The organism is Mesorhizobium sp. B2-3-15, from assembly GCF_006442875.1.
Taxonomy (GTDB): Bacteria; Pseudomonadota; Alphaproteobacteria; order Rhizobiales; family Rhizobiaceae; genus Mesorhizobium; species Mesorhizobium australicum.
Map to the genome: position 1 here is coordinate 184,558 of NZ_VFVO01000004.1, position 19,754 is coordinate 204,311.

Genomic DNA, 19,754 nt, shown 5'->3' on the forward strand with positions numbered 1-19,754 from the left:
TCACTCTCCATCACTGTTGACCCTGTGGACGGCCGTCAGGCCGGCGGAATTGAAGAAGCATGCATTCGACACATCGAAAGTGAGCCCGATGTTGGCGCCCACCGCCCCCCGGAAGTCGCGGCCGGCACGAACCGAGACATTGCCGCTGCCGATGCGGACATTGACCAAGGTCTCGTTGCCCATCGGTTCGACGACATAGATCTCGCCGGGTAGAGCGGCCCGCGTGCCGGGTGCTGCAACACTCATGTCTTCGGGCCGCAGCCCGATCTCGACCGCCCGGGCAGCGCGGCATGTCGCCAGCCGGGGCGCCTGTATCGGAACCATTACTCCGCCGACTGCGATGCATTGTTCAGCAAGCGCGACCGGCAGAATGTTCATCGGCGGGTTGCCGACGAAGGTGGCAACGAAACGGTTGGCCGGGCGGTCGTAGATATCGGCCGGCGGCGCCATCTGCTGCAGTTCACCGGCGTGCATGACCGCGACGAAGTCGGCCATGGTCAAGGCCTCGACCTGATCGTGCGTGACGTAGAGGGTTGTTGCGCCAAGCCGCTGGCAAAGCCGCTTGATCTCGCCGCGCATGGTCAGGCGCAGGCGTGCGTCAAGGTTCGACAGCGGCTCGTCCATCAGGAAAGCGGCCGGATCGCGAACGATGGCCCGCGCAAGCGCCACGCGCTGCCTCTGCCCGCCCGAAAGCTGGCGCGGCCGGCGATCGAGCAGGTGGCCGATCTCAAGGACCGCGGCGACCTCGTCAATCTTGGCGCGGCGCGAGGCATCCGGCATGCCGCGAATCCATAGAGGATAGCCGATGTTCTCAGCGACGGTCATCTGCGGATAGAGCGCATAGCTCTGGAAGACCATGGCGATGTCGCGGTCGCGCGGCTGCAGCCGGGTTACGTCACGCTCACCGATGAAGAGCTTGCCGGCGCTCGGCATGTCGAGACCGGCAAGGATGCGCAACGCCGTCGTCTTGCCGCAACCCGAAGGACCGAGCAGGGCCAGGAACATGTGGTCGGGGACTGCGAGGTCAAGCGAGCGCAAGACGTTCAGCGCGCCGTAGTTCTTGACTACACTTTGGTACAGGACAGAACTCATTGCCGCTACCCAGCGCGCCCCAAGCGTATCAGTTCTCCCGTTCCTCGACCTCGAAACCGGCTCTGAGGGCCAGGTCGTGCAGGTTGCGATAGCCCATCGTCGCATAGGTAAGGGGATGGGCCTTACTCGGATCCTGTTCGGCCTCGACCACCAGCCAGCCGGCATAGCCATTGTCAGCCAGCACCCCTAAAAGCGTCGGATAGTCGATGGACCCATCGCCGGGCACGGTGAAGATGCCTTCCATCACCGCGCCCATGAAACTCATATCCAGGGCGCGAGCGCGCTTCAGCACATCGGGCCGCACATCCTTGCAATGCACGTGAACGACGCGACCGATGTGATGCCGCAGCAACGTCTCGGCATCGCCGCCGGAAAACAGGCAATGGCCGGTGTCATAGAGGAGGCCAACGGCTTGCCCTGAACCGGCCATCAGCCTGCCGATCTCGTGATCCGTCTCGACGATTGTCCCCATGTGGTGGTGAAAGGCCATGCCAACGCCAAAATCGGCGAACCGTTCAGCCAGTCCCGTTATCTTCTTGCCGTAGGATCTCCACTCGTCGTCGGCGAGCTTGGGACGCTGCGAGATCGGATCGTGAATGGCGCCATGGCGGCCACGCGACGTATCGGCGTAGACGACGTGCTTGGCGCCGAGGTCGCGCAGCAGCGTCAGATGCGGCAGGATGGCGTCGAATTCCTCCTCGACCTCCTTTTCGCAGATCCGGCCATCGTACCAGCCGGAGACCAGTCTAAGACCATGGGTCGCGAGAGCCACGGCGAGGTCCTTGCTGGCACGCGGGAACTTGCCGCCGAGTTCCGTTCCCGCGTAGCCGGCTTCGGCCGTTTCGGAAAGGCAGACCTCGAGTGGGGTATCCCCGCCCAGCTCGGGCACGTCGTCATTGCTCCAGGTAATCGGATTTATGCCTATGCAGACAGCCATCATCGTTCCTCATCGGACAGGCCGGGCCATTTGCTGGCGGTGCCTCATCAAAACCAATCAGGTCGATGAAGGCGTCGGCTCGTGGTGTCTGGGCCCGTTGTTCCCTCTTCCTTTCATTTAAGCGCCGATCTGTCTCCATCGCGAGAGCCAGTTCGGTGAGAAGTGAAGGTGCCAGTTTCACTTCGCGCGGCGCTCGTCTAAGCTCGATCCGCTCTCATCCCGCGAGGCTTTTCCAATGCAGCTATCGAGGCGTAAGCGCCAAGGCTTTCCGATGGACGCGCTGATGATCAATCGGACTGTGGATGAACCGATTCATCGCCAGCTCTACCGGCAGATTGCCGCGATGATCCGTGAGCGTCGTCTGGCACCGGGATCGGAATTGCCGTCGACGCGCGCGCTGGCTGAGGATCTGGGCCTCGCCCGCAACACTATCGTGGCTGCGTATGACCAACTGGCGACGGAAGGTTATCTTACGAACCGGCAGGGCGCGCGACCGGTGGTCATCGACCTGCCCGTGAACTCGACCGATCAAGGTGGCAAACCCACGGCCGTGGCGATCCGCCGCCCGCTTTCGAGGCGCGGCGAGAGCCTGATGCAGCAACCCTTCCATCATGGAGCGCCAGGGCGCTTCGCCTTTCATCCGGGCATGCCGGACCCACAAAACTTCCCGTTTGGCGTCTGGGGCAGGCTGCTCGCACGCCGGGCAACGTTTGGCGCCGACATGTTGTTCGGCACCTATCATGTGACCGGCCTGCCGGCGCTCAAGGAGGCGATTGCCGGCTACCTGACCTCGGCCAGAGGGGTGCGATGTTCTCCCGAACAGATCGTCGTAACGACGGGGGCGCAGGCGGCGTTCGATCTGCTGGCGCGTCTGCTGCTCGATCCGGGCGACACAGTCTGGCTGGAGGAACCGGGCTACTACGCGGCCAAGGCAACCTTCACCGTCGCTGGCGCCAACATTGTGCCGCTTGTTGTCGACCGCGATGGATGGCAAATGAGCCAGCCCGAGATTTCACCGCGCCTGATCTATGTGACGCCCGCCTGCCAGCACCCCTTGGGAATCACGATGCGCATGGACCAGCGGCTGCGGCTGTTCGAAATCGCCGAGCGCAACAATTCCTGGATCATTGAAGATGATTTCGACGGTGAGTACAGATTTCAAGGAAGGCCGGTGCCCGCCATACAGAGCATGGATTGCGCGGACCGGGTCATCTATGTCGGCACCTTTGCCAAGTTGCTGTTTCCGGCGCTCAGGCTGGGGTTCATGGTCCTGCCCGCCGCCTTGTGCGAGGGCATTCCGCATGCGCTGAGCACCACTGGGCAGTTCGCGCCCCTCCTGCTGCAGGCAGCACTGGCCGATTTCATCGATGAAGGCCACATGACCCGCCATCTGAAGCGCATGCGGCGCATCTACGCCGAGCGCCGCAAGCTTTTCTACGAATTGTGCCAGACCGAACTGGCCGATCACATGACCCTTTCGGCGGCGGAAGCCGGAATCCAGGTCGTTGCTTCGCTTCACGGAAGTTGCGACGATCGGGCGGTCGTGCAATGCGCCGACAAACTCGGTGTCAACGCATCGCCGCTTTCGAAATATTACTGGTCATCCTCCGGGAATGGCCTCGTGCTTGGCTATGCCGCCTGCAACAAGGCCGACAGCGAAGCGGGAATCCGACGTCTGCGCCAGGCCATCGAGCAGGTACGGACTTTGTCATAAACCCGTCGGCCTGCCAGGAAGCGGGAGCCGGCATCACCTCGAAATCCTTCGCCATGGCTTGCCGAACACCTGGCTGCTGACCTCACCTGGCGGGGACGGGCGCTGAACGGTCTCGGGTCGGCGTCCGACGTCGGAGTTGTCCCGATTCAGTTCGATCTGGCCCTTGCGCAAATCGTAACATCGCATTGGCCCAGGACCTGATTGGCTCACAATGGCAAGCAAATCCCGACCAGATACCCAGTCAACCGCCTCGCATGTGCCCCCCTGTGCAGGCATAGCGGTGTCTCTGTTCATCCGCCACAGATGCGTGGCGCATTAACATACCATCGAGCGAGCCTACCGCGCCTTCTCAATAATTGCCGTTGTAGTACCGGTCATCGCACGGTGCGGTGTAAATTCGGCCGTAGCGGTCCTGGTACCGGCAGAGCTGATCCTCACGACGCTGCGGGGTGGTGGCGGAGCCGACCACTGCTCCTAGCAACGCGCCGCCGGCCGCGCCGATCACGGTGCTCTTCGTGTTGCCGCCAATAGCCTGGCCGACCAGGGCGCCGCCGGCGCCGCCCAGCAGAGCGCCCGTAGTTGCCCGCTGCTGGCCTTCCGTCTGCGTTTCGCAGCCTGCCAGAGCTGCCGTCATCAGGACAGCCAAAACCGCTTTGTTGAGTCTCATCTGAGGAACCTCCTTGAGGCCGCGAGGGCCGATCGCGCCAAGTGCTGCGGCATTGCGGCGGAACGGCGGCGGGCTGTCTCACGAAGTGAGACATGGTTTCTCGCTGGTTGAACGTTGATCTAAAACGGGCCCTAATCAGCCAGATTGTTAGGCACGACGTTCCCGTGGCGGTGCTGACAGTTTCCCTGATTGGCGCCGGTCCGGCCATTTTCCCAGCAGCGGCGTTGCATTGCTCTCAATCACCGACGTGCCGAATATTGGGATGAGCGACGGCTCTTCAGCCTTTTTCCTACCTCCAGTTTTCAGCGCTGCGATTTCTTCATCGCGCCTCGTGATGCGGCTTTCCAAGTTCGCGATGCGCTCGGTTAGAAAGTAGCGGCCGGCGACGAATCCTCCGCTCCCGAACAGAACTGAAAAGGTGGCAAACGCTATGGGGTTGCCGATGACCAATGCGGCATTCGTTTGGAAGAAGGCGATCAGGTCGTGCATGTTGAACATCCTCTTGGGTTCCGGAGGGTGGAGTTCCGGTCCGAACGACCACGTCCTTCGAACTAGCCTCGCCGCCGCCGTTTTTGGCGCCCGGCACAAGCCTCTCCTGCTCATCTGCTTTCAGGAATAAGGAATATATTCCTGTCTCGTCAAGGCCAATCCTTGACCTTTTGTTCTTATTTTGTTCACTGCTGGCCCATGACAGGAAGGCGAACGATGAGACTTCAGCTGGAGATCGAAGGAGGTTCCTCAACAGAGGAGCAGCGCGCCATCGAGGCTGCTAAGGCTGTGTTTGCGGCGGCGCGCATCTCGTCCGAGCAGGCAGCAGATGGGATGTCCGCGGTTGAAACTTGGGGCGATGCAGGCTGTCACGACGATCAAGCTCCCGTGCAGGACGAGGATATGGATGGGTGCCAACAAGGCCGCGATCGAGTTGTTGGATTGATGTGGGACTGCGATCCGCCTTCTCAGAAAGAGCCGAACTCATCGTCGTCGTGGCATTCGACCGCGGCCTAGATAGAGAACTGTTCACGGGTTACGGCCCGACTGATCAGCAAAGCGAGGAGCGGGTGATTAGGATCGCCAAGGCGCTCGCCTCGAAGCATGTCGGCGTGATTGCCTGAAGCCGAGATGCGGACGCTGCATTGGGCGACTACGGCCCACAACCCTCTTCGTCATCGCCGATGCCAGACATGGAATAAGCCCAGTCACTTTTGCGCCGCGCCTCCCGGGCGGAGTTGGCACGGCAGGAACCGGTCCCATCAAAATATCGCTGGGGGCGCGTATGACTGGAGCCGGACGAATATCGTGCCGCGGCAGACCCGGTTCCGTAGGTGGCCTGCGGGGTTCTACGGCAACAGAGCAGATCGGCTTCGCGCGCTACGCAGCATCCCTACCCGATTTTCGGCCCTTGGATTTGGTGCCGCCCTTGATGCCTTCCTTGGCAAGGCTCTTGCGAAGCACCGAGGCCAGGTCGATGACGTTTTCTTTTGGCGCCGGCGCCGGCTTGGGCGGTGCTTTGCCCTTGCGCTTGGCGTCGATCATGGCAATCAACGCATCCTCGTACGTGTCTTCGAACTTCGACGGATCGAACTTGGTGACTTTCTTGTCGATCAACAGCCCGGCTATTTCAAGAAGGTCTTCATCGTATTTGGGGCTTTCCAAGCCATTGAACACGGTCTTTTCCGACGTCATCTCGTCGTGAGTGCGCAGCTCGGTCAGCAGCATCCCCTTCTGGAAGGGCTGGATCAGCACCTCGCGCCCGCGCTGATAGAGCACCACGCAAGAGCGCGCGGCCACGCGCTTGTTCGCCATCGCGTCACGAAGAACCGAAAAGGCTTCGAGCGAGGCGCCGTCCGCCGGGATCAGATAATAGGGCTTTTCCAGATATCGAGTGTCGACATCCTCAATTGCGACAAATGAATCCACCTCAAGTGTGTGGGCCGATGTCAGCTTGAGCTTCTTGATCTCATCGGGCTCGATCTTGATGAAATGGTCCTTGTCTACCTCGTAACCCTTGACCTGGTCCTCGCCCTCGACGACATCGCCAGTCTCTTCGTCGACATAAGCGCTTTTGACGGGCAGCCCGTCTTTCCGGTTCAGTATCTTGAAATGGATCTTCGAGGCCTCGCTGGTTGCACCGACCATCTTCACGCCGCACGAAACCGACCCGATCTTCAGGAAGCCTTTCCAAACCGCGCGGGGTGCCGCCATGACATCGCTCCTTGTCTGCCGTCAGTAAGAACACACGAAGTCGCCACCTGTTCCGTCGGCGCACCCCGGCTCCGCTACTCGGTCGCCGCCATCGGGCTGGTAATTACGACAGCGCGGACATCCCGGGGAATGCTGTGGACCGGTAGACGACCGCGTTCGCGCATGCGCGGCCGCGACCGGCGCTGCCGGTGATGTGCCCACCGTGCAACCTCATTTAAGTCAGCTCGAGCCAAGCGTAAGCCGGCCTCTCCGCGCCTGTACATGGCGCATCGACTGACCAAGTCCCCAGTCGGGTTTCCCTTGCAGCATGCGAATGGCCACCGCCTATACAGATCCGCTTTCAACGCTCTAACCGGCGGTGTTAGAGACGTGGAGCGGGGTTCAGAAGTCCTAATGCCGGCAGTGTCTTGACGCCAGCAAGGTGTTCGAGTTGCATCAAAACGGCGTCCACCAGGAGTGCAGCGGCTCCAGATGACCTGCCCAGTGTCGCGGAAACAGCCGCCTTAAGGGCGATCCCTGTCCGAAGAGATCGGTGGAAACGCGGCGGGCGAGTGCCAGGTCGTGTGCGGCCCGATTTTTCGGAGGCGCTAACATTGGTGATTCCGCTGGAGCAGCTTTCCGTGTTTGTTCGCAAACGGAAAATAGGCCGCCGTAGCGGAGCCTCAAAATGATGGACCGCATACGCCGGGTCGGAGGAAGTTTCGAGGCCGCAATGATCTTGATCATGGCCCTAGCAGCAATCGGAATCGTCTTGGTCATCACCACCGACATTTTGTGAGTTCTCAGACCTCATGGCCCTGGGCAGCGTTCGCTCGCTCGTCGAGTTGCGTTCCCAAACTGGTGGCTCGCAGACCTGATCTTGTCAGCACCGAAACTGGCAAAATGTCGAAACCCGGCAGCTACGCCTCGCCGTATCACTCCGGCGGACGCGCCGGCGTGATCGCCCTCCATGGGGTTCTCCGGCGCCATTGCACCGCACTGGGCTAACTCGACAGGAACAATCAACCGATCTTCTTGTTTGACGGCGATCGCGGTTGACCATCTGCCCGCTGCCGCGGAACAAAATCCACAGGTGGCCGAGCCTGGAGACGGTCACCGCGCGGGGCGAAACTTCTGATCGTTCAGGTTTCGTAATCGGTAGCGGGAAAAAGAGATGCTGGACAAGACCTGGCGAATTACGAAATCGAGTGTGGCCGGCTTCATCGGCGACAGCGCTTTCAGTCATGGCGCCGCAATGGCGTTCTTCGCCGTGACCTCTCTGGGACCCATTCTGTTGTTGGTCGTGGCCGTAGCAGGCCTGGTATTTGGCCAAAGCGCCGCGCGCGATGCCGTCGCGGGACAATTGACGGGCCTGATGGGCGGTCAAAGCGCGGATGTCATACAAAGCGTACTGCAAAGTGCCTCCAACCGGTCGTCTGGTGCCATCGCCACGATTGTAGGCCTGGTGACATTGTTGCTGACAGCGTCGGGCGTGTTCGGTGAGATGCAGACCGCCTTGAATGAGATCTGGAAAGCGAAGCCCCAGGGGGGCTCCGTCTCTCGCTTAATCCGTGCACGGACGGCCAGCTTGGGACTGGTGATCGCCCTTGGCTTCTTGCTGATCGTTTCTCTTGCTGTGAGCGCCGCCATTACCGCGCTAGGCGACACGATAAATCGGCTTTTGCCGTTCGGATCAATCTTGATCGAAGGGCTGAATGTCTTGATTTCCTACCTGCTGATAGCAGTGCTCTTCGCCGCCATCTACAAGGTCCTGCCGGACCGCCATCTGGAGTGGCGCGACGTGTGGTTCGGAGCGTTTGTGACGGCCGCGCTGTTCACGGCTGGCAAGAGCCTGATCGGCTTGTACTTGGGTAGCAGCGCGATGGGATCGTCATTCGGAGCCGCCAGCGCGTTGATCATTGTGCTGCTCTGGATCTACTACTCCTCGCTAATTTTTCTTCTTGGTGCCGAATTCACTCACGCCTACTCTTTTGAACATGGAAGCCGGCGACCCTTGGGTGAGGCTTCATCGGGTTGAGCCACGGCCGCAGAGCGGCCGGATACGGGGCGAAGACGCGATTGGCAAAAGTGCGGGATTGTTGTTCCTGGAGCGAAGTCGGATCGCCAGGGCTACGAACCAGCGACTTCGCCATGGGCGACCCAGGAACCACCCGTCGTTTTCGGACCCGTCGCCAGCGGTCCCCCCGCGATACTGACACGGGTTCGAGACGACGCATGGCACAGCGGGCCTTCGTCACTTACTCTCCTATGACCCCATCGAACATGTTGCCCTACGCCTCAACGCTCAGCCTCCGGAAAAGCCGAACTGGAACCTAAACGCACAGGGCTGGTTTGATGGCAAGAAAGGAGACCTCCATGATACGCTTACTCGTTCAATTCGGCGCTCTCTGTCTGGCGTACAATTTCGGCAAACAAATTGGCCGTGAGCAGGGCCGTCTTTCACCAACGGGCCAACCGCGACGCCGCTCCTTTTCGGAGGCGGGTGCCGCGCAGACTGGTGAGCGCAACGAACAAGGTTAGCCGCTTGCAGACTGCGCCCACCTGCGAACCGCGCAGCGCTTCTGAGGGACCACGCGACGTCGGGCCTCATGCTGGACGAGAAACCTTAGCGGCATGGCGCTCCGCGAGATTGCCCGGCAACTGATCGGGCGGGCATTGGGCGGGCTTTGCACGAGTGTCAGCGCGACGAGGGCCAACGGTGCCTCCTCAACCTGGTAATTGCAGAGCGTCCGACAGTAATTACACCCCCACAGTCAATCCGCACTGTCAGCTTGTCGGCTTTGCGATCGATACGGATGATATCCCCGACGAGAACGACCTCATCTCCAGCGCGGGTTTTGGGTGGCGGGTCGACCGAATAGGGTTGACCATAAGACGGAATGTTTACTTGGGCACGTCCAAGATATCAATGCCGGCAAACTGACTTGGTTGCGTGAAATCGTAAGTCTCTCTCATCGCCCCGGTGAGGCCGAGCACCCTCTCCCCGGAGGGGCACAATGCGCGCGGTTAGGGAACTCCAACGCTCCTGATTGACCGCCCGCGATCCAGGAACTCACAAGCGCGCGCGGTAATCGCCCGGGCGCCGTGGACGTCGTACATGTCACCCCGAGCACCGCGTTTTCTTTCCAACTCGTCTTTTCGCGGCAGCTACATGCCACTTCCTGCGAACAAACGCGGTTTCGATCCTAGCAGCCAGGCTGCCATTGCCGCGTTAGGCGCTTTGCGCCAGATAGGCCACGGTCGCAGTCCCACAGCAGAGCCGTGGTGAGGTCATTCAAGTGATCTTCTCTGAATGTGGCAGCGAAGCGACCGTTACATTCTCTTCGCCGCAAGGGCTTCGCCGTGCCGACGATCACGTCTTGACGGATTGGGTTGGCGGCCGCTGCATGCCTTCGGCGCCGGCCCGGCGGGTTCCTGACCACAACGGGGCCACGGAGTCTGTTAGGGGTTATGAAAGCAGTGGATAGTTGCCGAGCAGAGGTGTTCCGGCACGGACTGTTGTTTTAGTCTGCCTCGCCGGATTAATACCCAAGGCGGCCATGCTCGAACGGTTTAGCCCATGTCAGTTTCTGCCTTTCCTGTCAGCCGAGAGCGTGCATCGGTTATGATCGTCGCCGACGCAATAGCTCGGCTTCCGAATGACGAAGCGGCCGAGCTTTGGTTGGAAACGGCTACGCATCTGTTGTCAGTCGCGATTGAACGCGGAGATGACACAGACCAGGCGCGCACTGAGGTCGTTCGGTTCTTCGATGCGGTTCAACGGATGCGAACCACGGTTTCATCAAAATAGATGGAGACGACAATCGTAGGCTGTGAAAAGCCTACAACTATGAACAGTCTCGTTTCGCACATAGTTGGCGTTTACCGGTGCCCAGGCATCCCAGCATTTGTCTGCGTGAGAGAGGGAACCAGGTGCAGTTACCTATCGCAGGACGTTTACAGAGCGTCTGGATACCAGCCCGAATTCGAGGGGCTGCCTTGGGAATCGGAATACCGGGCCGCCAGAAACCCGACAATCTTAGCAACCGATGATACGAAGCGGTAAGTGCCTAACCATACCATCATGGAACCAAGCCCAATCCGGCAGGTTCACCAACGTTATGCCGCTATACTTCTTCGACACGATTGAGAATGGACAGATCACCCGCGATGATCTGGGTGTCGAGATGAGTCCGTGCGACATGCGCGAGGAAGCGAAGCGGCTACTGCCTGCAATCGTGGCAGACCACCCGCTCCCGGCAGACTCAACGATTTTGCGGTATGGGTCCGCGACAAGTCCGGGTGCTGTGTCTATGAGGCGAGCTTAACGCTAATCACAAGGACGCTGCTTGCGCCAGCGTAGGCCGCCCAGGCTTTTTGGCCGAACCCTGGTGTCACCTGTAGGTCGTCCAAACGTTGCATGACGCAGCTTTTCTCGCGCTCGGACCTTTCCACGCCTGACAAGGTTTAGCCGTTAGCGTTGTCATTCGGACTGGTCCGCCGAGCTTTCCTTGCATGGTTTTCGCAAGCGCTTTTGTTTGCCGGCCTTGAAAGCGCCGAAGGCGCGCCGGGCGCAGCAGTCCGTCGCCATGAGCACCATGGCAGGCCTGCCGGACTCGCGCTGCACTCCATCGGTCGCGTTTTGATTATCCGGCAGTTCATCTTTGGCCCAGTGCGATAGGGGCTGGTGCGACGCTTGGCGACCATGCCTTGGTTGACGAGGTGAAAGACAAGTCCACCTCCAGTGCGGGGAAACACACAGCCCCGCGGTCCTCCGAGGCATCGGAGCCGACCAGGGAGAGCACTCATGAGTCGACATGGAATGGTTCAGCCTTCAGCTCAGGCACTCAGCCGCCAGCATCGACGCACGTCTATGGTGATGATCCACTCCAGCAGAGCCGGGCCCGGCCGCCCACCGGTCCCGACAACGTCCGGGCAACTATTTTTGCGCTTTGGCCATTTTCGGGCGGTGCGTTCTACGGGGCTCCGTTCGACTATGGCGGCCGCTATTGCGGCCCGCGCTGCCACAGTGACTATCCTGGTTATATGGCTCGGTATCCGCACCGCTACTCTAGGCATCACCACCGCCATTGCCGGGTCAAGCTGTTGCACCGGGACCATTACCAACTGGGTGTTGGAACGCGTGCAAATTTGCCCTTACTGACGGCCCGCCTCGGCTTCACTGATTTCTCTCGGTTAACTGGCCCCTCGTTACTTTGGTCGCGCCGATCACCGCCAAGCGACGTGTTCGACGTGCGAAGTCCATCGACAGGCGGCAATTGCGTAAAACGGTGGCCGCCACGGCACAATGAGCGCAAGTGACATGAGCGGAGGATGGGAATGATCATCTTGGCTGGCCAGCCGCCCGGCTGAGACGAGGGTCCCCGAAACACTACGGGCAAGTTGCTATTCCTATCCGAATCTGCTCTCCTCTTCCAAGGACCAGTCGCAACGCAGTTTGCTGAATCCATGGTCCCTGTCCTTGATGGCGACCGACGTTTCCCCCGCCCCCAACCGGCGTCGGTCGACCTGCTCTTTGGGCAGTTCAATCGCCGATGGCCATGGTTTCCGAGAACGCGGCAGACCTCCCCGCGAGAGCCGCCGGACCGGCACAGGCAATCCATCTGAAGGCAGCATTCTTCTGCCCCATCGCGGTGCTCATGGACAAAGGACATGGAGAAAATGTCCAGCTTCGTGGGAACTGCTCGCCACCGCCATCAACATTGGGGAAAGAACAAGCCGAGCGCGTCAGATGGCCCGAGATTGGACAGCCTATCCGATTAGACCGTCGGGTTTGTTGGAGCAGCCTTGAGCATTACCCGTGCGCTTTCTAAACCGGACTTTGGTCCCGGTTGCTTCCGACCGAAGACCAGCATCGGGAACCTTCGATTCTGCGTGAAGTTGGGTCGGAGCTCAAAATTTGTCCGGTGTGAGGCTGGTGGAAGATGGCACTCTCTCGACGACTGCTGATGTGCAACATGACGTTCGAATGTCCTCATTGCGGTTTCGCGCTGAAACGGGCAGGCAGTTGGTTTCAGGTCGTTTCCTCGCGCCGCTGCGAGGGATGTCAACGCCAGTTTCGAATCACTTATACCGACAAACTCACCCTCTTCGCCAAGCATGAGCAGGAGGCAGTGCTTGAGGCTCACACCGCTAACCGCCAGATTGCATCGTAGTGATGCCTGTTCAAGTCACGGCATTCGAGATTACAACTCCGCCCTCCCCCCGCCGCCAGCCAAAGGATATGGAACGATGCTAAGTGGAGCTGTCACATCCCCCGTGCCTTGGGGATGCGCGTCGCCAACCTTCGAGCCCGAATGCAGGCGGCCGAGATCACTGAAGACGAATTAATGGCCTTCCAGAAAGTCGTCGCGATCATGGAAAACGGACTAGGCCGTATCGATGGCGACGATCTTATCGCGGCCTCCTTCGTCGACGATCTTTCGCCGGAGAACGTAGCCGACCACGCCGACATTCAGCCGACTTTGACTCCCGTGCCGAAGCAGCGACAAAGTCGCAGGCGAACTTGTGGCAGCGGAATCGCCCACGTACAGATCGCCGTCATGGGACCCGACCGCGACGATTTGCTGGCTAGGGGGGCGCTCCAGCTGCCATTCTTGCGGCGGTGTTCAGGCCCGCTTGGACCTTTCGGGATTGACGCTCAGAGTGCGGGTTCTCGTCGACAGCACTTGCTAGGTGGCTTGCGCCAGCATTGCTGGCGGGCTGATCGGATTAATGTGAGCTGCGACGTTGAAGTCTCGCAGGGGGCGTCTCTGCTCCTTGCGACCTCATGCAGCGCCGAAGTTCGATGTTCCTCGTATGCAATGCTGGCCGAAAACTGGCGCACAGTGGTTTATTTTTTGAGCCCTGACAGAGGCACACGCATGGAGATTACCAACCCACCGGCCGCCCAGTCGCGCGAAATTGTGCCGTCGAGCCCAGCAATGGTTGCTTGCTCAAGCTGGGTACCGAAGCCCGAGCTGTGAGCAGGTCCATAAATCTCCGGACCTCCGGTTTCGCTCCAGATCAGAAGAAGGCTTTTGGCATCAATCATACTCAGAACATCCAATTTCCCTCCAGCGCTTGCGAAACAACCGTGTTTGGCCGCATTGGTCGCGAACTCGCTGATAATCAGCGCCAGCGATGTCATGGCACTGCTTCCGAGGGGGACATCTACCCCCTTGATGCTTGTCCCGATCTGGGGCGCATTTTTGTACGGCGCAAGAACCGCGTTGAGCAGTGCCAAGAGGGTCGTCTCGCGTTGAATTTCGGCGTCGTCCCGGAGGTCTGCCAAGATAAGATCATGGGCACGGGCCAGTGAGGCCAGCCGGTCTCGCATGTCGCCTGCCAACTCGGCCGCACTGCTCGCTGACCGCTCACTCACCGACACCAAAGCCGACGCGACAGAAAAAAGATTCTTCACTCGGTGATTCATTTCCCTCAGCAGCAGCTTTCGCCGTTTCTCGTTTCGCCTCCTCTCGGAAATATCCCTCGCGATCTTGGATGCGCCCAGAATTGTGCCACCATTCCCCAGAACAGGCGAGACAGTCACCGAAACCTCGACCAGGCTGCCGTCTTTGCGCTTCCGAATGGTGTCAAAATGTTCGACGCGCTCGCCCCGACGTATCCTCTCCAGAATGGCATCTTCCTCTTGCCGTCGATCTTCGGGAATCAGGATGAGTATCGATTGCCCGACGGCTTCTTCGGCCGAAAAACCGAAGATACGTTCGGCGCCGGTATTCCAACTGGTGATGATGCCTTCAATCGTCTTACTCAGGATCGCGTCGGTAGAGCTCTCGACGATGGAAGCAAGCCAAGCGCGTGCGTCTTCACTGCCCTTAGCGCCGATTTCTTCATCGGGCGGAGGCGGCACCAAATAGAGAGGCACAGCGGCTGGACCAATGTCACCCTGACCGAAACGCAAAAATCCATTCCTCTTGGCAGGCAAATGAACGGGCATCCGATTTCCTTGCTTCCAGAAAAATGGAAGCGTCGAACCGCGATAGCAAGTCTGCAGAGCGTCCCCAAAGCGAAAACTTGCAGTTAATTGTCGTGGAGAACGATCATGAAGGCCGCCAAGGTGACGGCGGATCAAAGGGACTCACCCGAAGGAACTACAGGATCATTGGTTCGGGGTGGTCGGTGAAGAGCAGGCTGCGGTCAGCAAATACAGTTTGGTCGGCCGGGATGGGCGTTCCGAGCACCCTTTCACATAGCTGCCGGTCGCTTCGATCTCGGTACTGCTGACCCCGATCGCCTTGGCCGCGGAGAAAAGATTGTGGATTGCGGCGGCCACCGAGATCACGTCTGGACTGGCCAAGCCTGACAAATTGCTGCTCACTCACTTGTCCACAAAATTGACGCCGGGAGTGCTCATGCAGCCCTCAGGCGACGAACGTAAGCGAAGCTTCGTTATTTCGGTGACACGCAGCCAGTTTTTTACCTTGTGCCTCAATGTGACCGGCCGGCCGAGGTGTGCTTCTGCCGCTTTGAATGGCACCTGGGCCATGACCTGCGAAGACACAACCGACCCGCCGGCCATGATCTCAACTCGATACTCGGCCACTCACGCCCCCGCGATTGTTACCCCACCGCGATATAATTAGTTCGAGCTAAAATGGTTCCGGAACTTCGGCGGAGCCAGATGTTGCAGCCCGCGTGGAAAGGCCCATTTGACCAGGGCGGCTCGGTGGCTTGATCTCGCAGGGCAAACCGCCGAGCCTAACTGGCAACGGTTGCCAGCTTATGTGAAATTAGCATCGTGGCCATTGGCCGGCGTCGTTCAAACACACGAGCAAAGAAGACAACGCGGCGTTAGGTTCCAGTGTTGCGCGTAGCGGCACCCACCCTGAAAACTTCAAGCTTCTCGCTGTAAGAGAGCCTTACCCTTTCGCCGCATCGCTTGCAGGTGAACGTCGTTACGGACTTGACCCAGGAGCCTTTCCTGACCAGTGGGTTTTTGCAGCTCGGACACTGGAAGGTCAGGTTTTTGTCAAGCAGCTGATTGGATAGAGCCATCTCATCTTCTCCCAAGATGAAGTGGCCGTGCAAGACTGGTGCCAAAAATGTGCGTATTAGAACGACACAATTGGCGGCGGATCGGGAGTCTTGCCAGGAGTCAATGTGAGGCTGGGCACTCTCGGCAGTCGAATCACTGCCTGGCCATCCCAGTTGGTAGCGGCCGCACCGGTCTCGGCGCAACCAGGCGCGCGTGCGCGAAGCTCCTGGGATCGTCTCCCGATAGATTTCACTACTTCGTCCGACACGTCACCTTTGGAGGGCCGCCTACACTATTGTTCCGGCTGAGCCTACTGGCGTGTGTCTCTGGGGCATTCTTTGAACTCGCAGGCTGGACTGGAACCAAACCGGAAAATAAGTCTTTCCCAAGGGAAGGGCTACAACGGACCCGACACAATGGATGGACATTTCGAACTGGAACTAGCCAAGGCCAGACTGAGTGTGAGCCAAGCAGAGTCGGAACTGAAACGTGTCGAGCGGACAAGCGCTAGGCGTGGGCATCGATCTCGCCCTCTGCGACACGATAAGAGGCGCCCAGCGCCGCGTCAATGAAGCAAGAGAGCACCTGGCGAGGATCAAGGTCGGCGATTCACCTGAGGTTTGCCCACGCGGGCACGGAGGCTAGTTCGTCAGGATAAGCGGTTCGGTGGATTGATCGCGCATCGGCAGGAAGACCGAGCTTAACCGGCAACCGCATCGCTTATCATCTTTCCCAGCTGAGCCTCAGATGTGCGCCATCTGCCCCCAAAGGCGCAATTGGAAGCAATTCGGATGCGACGGCTCCGTCAACTCTGGATCACAATGGCACTTCGAGTTTTGCCGCAAAATTGCCGCCGACGGCAAAGCCCGACTGCGGCGTGTAGCCGGCGGATCAACTACTAATCGGTTGCCGGCAACCCGTGAAGCGCCCTATCATCGGCACGGGGTTGGGAATGTGATGGCGCCGAGGTTCATAGCAAAACAGCTTTCTTGGCCGGCTGGGTTCGGCGGATGGCTCGTCCGAGCCGGTATGAACCGGGGCAACGCCCGCCTGAACAGCTACGCTCTCGACCAATTGCAGTTGGTTCCTGAAGACCGAGTGCTGGAAGTCGGATTCGGCGGCGGCGCAGCACTGCCGCGACTCGTTCTTGGCGCATCATTCGTCTGCGGTGTTGACCGCTCTCAGGATGTGACGAGCCCAGCCGCTCGCAAATTTGCCGATGCGGTGCGCGCCGGACGAGCCGAGTTTCACGTCGGGGCGGTTGAAAAACTGCCGTTGCGGGATGCGACATTCGACAAAGCCCTCAGCGTTCACACCGTATACTTCTGGGAAAGCCTCAAGGCCGGATCTTCGGAATTGGCACGAGTACTCACGCCTGGCGGGCGAATCGTGTTGGGCTTCCTTCCCAAGGCACGTATGGATCGGATGAACATGCCAGCAGATATCTTCACCCCACGTGAGCCTGACGAGATCATCGCTGCTTTGCAAGGAGTGGGGTTCAACGAGACGGAGCTTCGAAAACCGAACACGGAAACGGCATGGGCCGTCGCGACAGGTGTGCGAAGCTGAGCTGTCCGCGCCGATCCAGCGCGGCAAGAAAAAAGTTCGCAGGCGTGAGCCAGCGGCCTACGAGCATCTTTGCCGAAACATCGGGGTGCCGGTGGCGGCGGGATTAGCTGCAAATTGGTTTCCGTCGAGCAAGCAGGCCCGTGAGCCAGTCTGGATCCATCTGCGGCACCGAGGAGAGAAGCAGTTCGGTGTAGGCTGCGTGGGGTGGCGCGAGTACCTCGGTTTTCCAACCCTGCTCCACCACCTGCCCCTGGTGCATAACCACGACCTCGTCGGCAATTGCTCTTACCGTTGCGATATCGTGCGTAATGAAGATGTAGCTAATGCCGAGTTCGTGCTGCAAGCGCATCAGGAGCTTCAAGATCTCTTCCTGCACAATCTGATCGAGTGCCGAGGTCACCTCGTCACAAATAATAAGTTCTGGGTTCGCGGCGAGCGCGCGGGCGATGCAGATCCGCTGCTTCTGGCCACCCGACAATTCACCGGGCAGCCGGTCGAGGAAGCTTTCGTCCATCTCGATCATGTGCATGAGCTCGCCGACCCGCCGGTCGCGCTGCTGCCCCTTAACGCCCAAATAGAACTCAAGCGGGCGTGCGATTATCTCCTCGACCGTCTGGCGGGGGTTAAGCGCGCTATCCGGCGACTGATAGATCATCTGGATACGGCGCAGCAGGTCTTTCGAGCGGCGTTTCAACGAGAGGGTGAGCGGCTTGCCATCAAAGGACATCGATCCAGACAAGGCAGGCAAGAGACCCGTGACGACGCGGGCGAGGGTCGATTTCCCCGACCCTGATTCGCCGACCACTGCGACCGTTCGGCCGCGCGGAACCTTGATCGACACATCCACCAGCACCTTGACCCTTCCGGCATAAGCGGCGGTAACATTGTCGATGGTCAGTAAATGGTCCTCGGTCCGAATCTCGGGCTTCGCAAGCTTGCGCACTGCCCAAAGCGTCCGAGTGTATTCCTGGGTGGGAGCCGTAAGTATCTGCCGCGTATCGGCTTCCTCAACCGTTTGTCCGTGCCGCAAGACCATAATCCGGTCCGCCATCTGCGCCACCACGGCCAGATCGTGAGTCACATATATCGCTGCTGTGTTAAATTCCTCAACAATCCTGCGGATCGACGCAAGGACCTCGACTTGGGTGGTCACATCCAGCGCAGTTGTCGGTTCATCGAACACGATCAGGTCGGGGCGGCAGGCCATGGCCATTGCCGTCATGGCTCGCTGTAGCTGGCCGCCTGATACCTGATGCGGATACCGAAAACCAATGGTCTCAGGCTGTGGGAGTTGGAGGCGCCGATAAAGCTCCACGGCATCGCGATTAGCTTTCTCTCGGCTGGCGATCCCGTGCGCAACTGCCGTTTCAACCGTCTGGTCGAGGAGCCGGTGAGCAGGGTTGAACCAGGCGGCGGCGCTTTGCGCAACATAAGCAATGCGGGAGCCCCGAAGCCGCCGACGACGGGCTTCGCTCATTGACAAAAGATCGGCACCGTCGAAAAGCACCGCGCCTCGGCTAATACGGCAGCCCGGCTTTGCATACCCCATTGCGGCAAGGCCTATGGTCGATTTTCCGGCGCCGGATTCGCCAATCAGCCCGAGCACTTCTCCGCGTTTAAGCGAGAGATCCACGCCGCGCACGATCGGGTGCCAGCGCTCGTCGGAGAAGCCTTCAACGTGAAGATCCCGGACCTCGAGCAGATCTGTTCCCTTTTCGCGCAGGGCGGCACGGCTAGTTTTCATCACGCGGTCCGCTCGTCGAATGCAAAAACCAGTCCACGACAAAGTTCACCGCTACTGTGAGGAGCGCAATGGCGCCGGCCGGCAGTAGCGGAGTGACATCACCATAAGTGATCAGCGTGGCGTTTTCCCGCACCATCGACCCCCAATCAGCCGACGGCGGCTGTATGCCCACCCCCAGGAACGACAAGGCTGCAATCGTCAGAAACACAAAGCAGAATCGCAGACCAAATTCCGCGATGAGCGGCGGCAGAATGTTGGGCAGGATTTCCTTGCGCAGGAGCCATGCTGCACCTTCGCCGCGCAATCGCGCGACCTCAACATACTCCATCACCGCCACGTTGAGCCCGACGGCTCGCGCCAAACGGAACACGCGGGTGGAATCGAGCAGCGCTATGATCAATATAAGGCTGGGTATCGACGAACCGAATATGGAGAGGAGCATCAGCGCGAAAATCAGGCTGGGGATCGACATCAACACATCCACAGCGCGCGACAAGATCTGATCTAGCCACCCTCGGTACATTGCCGCCAGAAGCCCGAGTGTCACACCGGCTGCAAAGGATATGACGGTTGTCGCGAAGGCGATGCCGATCGTGTTGCGGGCTCCGTAGATCAGTCGAGTGAGCATGTCGCGACCGAGTTGGTCGGTGCCGAACATGAACTCGTGACTCCAGGGCGCGAACGCCTCGCTAAAGACCTGCGTTTCCCGGTACGGTGCGATCAGTGGCGCAAAAAGGGCGACGAGAACGTAGCAGAGGGTTACCCCCATACCGAACCAGGCACTGAGCGGGGCCTTCTTCAGCGATGTCGTCATGCGAGATCGGCGTGTGCGCCTTATCCTGGGCGCCCTGG

The 19,754-nt window shown here is 59.7% G+C and carries 14 protein-coding genes; 5 read left to right on the top strand and 9 right to left on the bottom strand.

Going from position 1 to position 19,754, the window contains the following annotated elements; all coding sequences use genetic code 11:
• Positions 1-1,092 carry an ABC transporter ATP-binding protein gene (locus FJ954_RS10400; protein ID WP_140661276.1) on the bottom strand — a complete coding sequence of 364 codons (1,092 nt, stop codon included), beginning with the start codon at positions 1,090-1,092 and terminating at the stop codon, positions 1-3.
• Between the two features lie 28 nt (positions 1,093-1,120).
• Positions 1,121-2,029 carry a myo-inosose-2 dehydratase gene (gene iolE, locus FJ954_RS10405; protein WP_140661277.1) on the bottom strand — a complete coding sequence of 303 codons (909 nt, stop codon included), beginning with the start codon at positions 2,027-2,029 and terminating at the stop codon, positions 1,121-1,123.
• Between the two features lie 283 nt (positions 2,030-2,312).
• Between iolE and FJ954_RS10410 the strand changes: the two genes are divergently transcribed.
• Entirely contained in the window at positions 2,313-3,743 is a 1,431-nt protein-coding gene (locus FJ954_RS10410) for a PLP-dependent aminotransferase family protein (protein ID WP_224643183.1), read from the top strand.
• Between the two features lie 349 nt (positions 3,744-4,092).
• Here FJ954_RS10410 and FJ954_RS10415 read toward each other — a convergent pair whose 3' ends face one another.
• Both FJ954_RS10415 and FJ954_RS10420 read right to left on the bottom strand, forming a co-directional pair.
• Positions 4,093-4,410: a YMGG-like glycine zipper-containing protein gene (locus tag FJ954_RS10415; protein WP_015316698.1), complete on the bottom strand. Its 318-nt coding sequence runs from the start codon at positions 4,408-4,410 to the stop codon at positions 4,093-4,095.
• Between the two features lie 147 nt (positions 4,411-4,557).
• The gene (locus tag FJ954_RS10420) at positions 4,558-4,899 is read right to left on the bottom strand and encodes a hypothetical protein (protein ID WP_140620465.1); all 342 of its coding nucleotides are present in this window, start codon (positions 4,897-4,899) and stop codon (positions 4,558-4,560) included.
• 216 nt (positions 4,900-5,115) lie between these two features.
• On the opposite strand from FJ954_RS10420, the gene FJ954_RS31520 reads away from it, so the two are divergent.
• Complete coding sequence (locus tag FJ954_RS31520) at positions 5,116-5,415, top strand: hypothetical protein (RefSeq protein WP_181172993.1); 300 nt, start codon at positions 5,116-5,118, stop codon at positions 5,413-5,415.
• 363 nt (positions 5,416-5,778) lie between these two features.
• Here the strand turns inward: FJ954_RS31520 and FJ954_RS10430 are convergent, their stop codons facing one another.
• Positions 5,779-6,612 carry a Ku protein gene (locus tag FJ954_RS10430; protein WP_140620467.1) on the bottom strand — a complete coding sequence of 278 codons (834 nt, stop codon included), beginning with the start codon at positions 6,610-6,612 and terminating at the stop codon, positions 5,779-5,781.
• Between the two features lie 1,153 nt (positions 6,613-7,765).
• Here FJ954_RS10430 and FJ954_RS10435 point away from each other — a divergent pair.
• Complete coding sequence (locus FJ954_RS10435; protein WP_140661278.1) at positions 7,766-8,629, top strand: YihY/virulence factor BrkB family protein; 864 nt, start codon at positions 7,766-7,768, stop codon at positions 8,627-8,629.
• A gap of 1,542 nt (positions 8,630-10,171) precedes the next feature.
• Positions 10,172-10,402, top strand: coding sequence for a DUF6074 family protein (locus FJ954_RS31935; RefSeq protein ID WP_140661279.1), 231 nt, complete (start codon positions 10,172-10,174; stop codon positions 10,400-10,402).
• Positions 10,403-13,444: 3,042 nt separating this feature from the next.
• On the opposite strand, the gene FJ954_RS10460 is transcribed toward FJ954_RS31935, so the two are convergent.
• Together FJ954_RS10460 and FJ954_RS10465 are read right to left on the bottom strand one after the other, a co-directional pair.
• The gene (locus FJ954_RS10460; protein WP_140661281.1) at positions 13,445-14,551 is read right to left on the bottom strand and encodes a PAS domain S-box protein; all 1,107 of its coding nucleotides are present in this window, start codon (positions 14,549-14,551) and stop codon (positions 13,445-13,447) included.
• 162 nt (positions 14,552-14,713) lie between these two features.
• Positions 14,714-14,932 carry a DUF768 domain-containing protein gene (locus FJ954_RS10465; protein ID WP_140661282.1) on the bottom strand — a complete coding sequence of 73 codons (219 nt, stop codon included), beginning with the start codon at positions 14,930-14,932 and terminating at the stop codon, positions 14,714-14,716.
• A gap of 1,686 nt (positions 14,933-16,618) precedes the next feature.
• Here FJ954_RS10465 and FJ954_RS10475 point away from each other — a divergent pair.
• Complete coding sequence (locus FJ954_RS10475; protein ID WP_181177794.1) at positions 16,619-17,158, top strand: methyltransferase domain-containing protein; 540 nt, start codon at positions 16,619-16,621, stop codon at positions 17,156-17,158.
• A gap of 103 nt (positions 17,159-17,261) precedes the next feature.
• On the opposite strand, the gene FJ954_RS10480 is transcribed toward FJ954_RS10475, so the two are convergent.
• Together FJ954_RS10480 and FJ954_RS10485 are read right to left on the bottom strand one after the other, a co-directional pair.
• The gene (locus FJ954_RS10480) at positions 17,262-18,902 is read right to left on the bottom strand and encodes an ABC transporter ATP-binding protein (protein WP_140620485.1); all 1,641 of its coding nucleotides are present in this window, start codon (positions 18,900-18,902) and stop codon (positions 17,262-17,264) included.
• Positions 18,892-19,716: an ABC transporter permease gene (locus FJ954_RS10485; RefSeq protein ID WP_181177795.1), complete on the bottom strand. Its 825-nt coding sequence runs from the start codon at positions 19,714-19,716 to the stop codon at positions 18,892-18,894. The genes FJ954_RS10480 and FJ954_RS10485 overlap by 11 nt, the downstream gene beginning before the upstream one ends.
• Between the last annotated feature and the right edge of the window lie 38 nt (positions 19,717-19,754).

Bases quoted from the DNA above. Each gene is read 5' to 3' on its own strand.
- FJ954_RS10400 (WP_140661276.1), bottom strand. From the start codon at position 1,092: ATGAGTTCTGTCCTGTACCAAAGTGTAGTCAAGAACTACGGCGCGCTG.
- iolE (WP_140661277.1), bottom strand. From the start codon at position 2,029: ATGGCTGTCTGCATAGGCATAAATCCGATTACCTGGAGCAATGACGAC.
- FJ954_RS10410 (WP_224643183.1), top strand. From the start codon at position 2,313: ATGATCAATCGGACTGTGGATGAACCGATTCATCGCCAGCTCTACCGG.
- FJ954_RS10415 (WP_015316698.1), bottom strand. From the start codon at position 4,410: ATGAGACTCAACAAAGCGGTTTTGGCTGTCCTGATGACGGCAGCTCTG.
- FJ954_RS10420 (WP_140620465.1), bottom strand. From the start codon at position 4,899: ATGCACGACCTGATCGCCTTCTTCCAAACGAATGCCGCATTGGTCATC.
- FJ954_RS31520 (WP_181172993.1), top strand. From the start codon at position 5,116: ATGAGACTTCAGCTGGAGATCGAAGGAGGTTCCTCAACAGAGGAGCAG.
- FJ954_RS10430 (WP_140620467.1), bottom strand. From the start codon at position 6,612: ATGGCGGCACCCCGCGCGGTTTGGAAAGGCTTCCTGAAGATCGGGTCG.
- FJ954_RS10435 (WP_140661278.1), top strand. From the start codon at position 7,766: ATGCTGGACAAGACCTGGCGAATTACGAAATCGAGTGTGGCCGGCTTC.
- FJ954_RS31935 (WP_140661279.1), top strand. From the start codon at position 10,172: ATGTCAGTTTCTGCCTTTCCTGTCAGCCGAGAGCGTGCATCGGTTATG.
- FJ954_RS10460 (WP_140661281.1), bottom strand. From the start codon at position 14,551: ATGCCCGTTCATTTGCCTGCCAAGAGGAATGGATTTTTGCGTTTCGGT.
- FJ954_RS10475 (WP_181177794.1), top strand. From the start codon at position 16,619: ATGAACCGGGGCAACGCCCGCCTGAACAGCTACGCTCTCGACCAATTG.
- FJ954_RS10480 (WP_140620485.1), bottom strand. From the start codon at position 18,902: ATGAAAACTAGCCGTGCCGCCCTGCGCGAAAAGGGAACAGATCTGCTC.
- FJ954_RS10485 (WP_181177795.1), bottom strand. From the start codon at position 19,716: ATGACGACATCGCTGAAGAAGGCCCCGCTCAGTGCCTGGTTCGGTATG.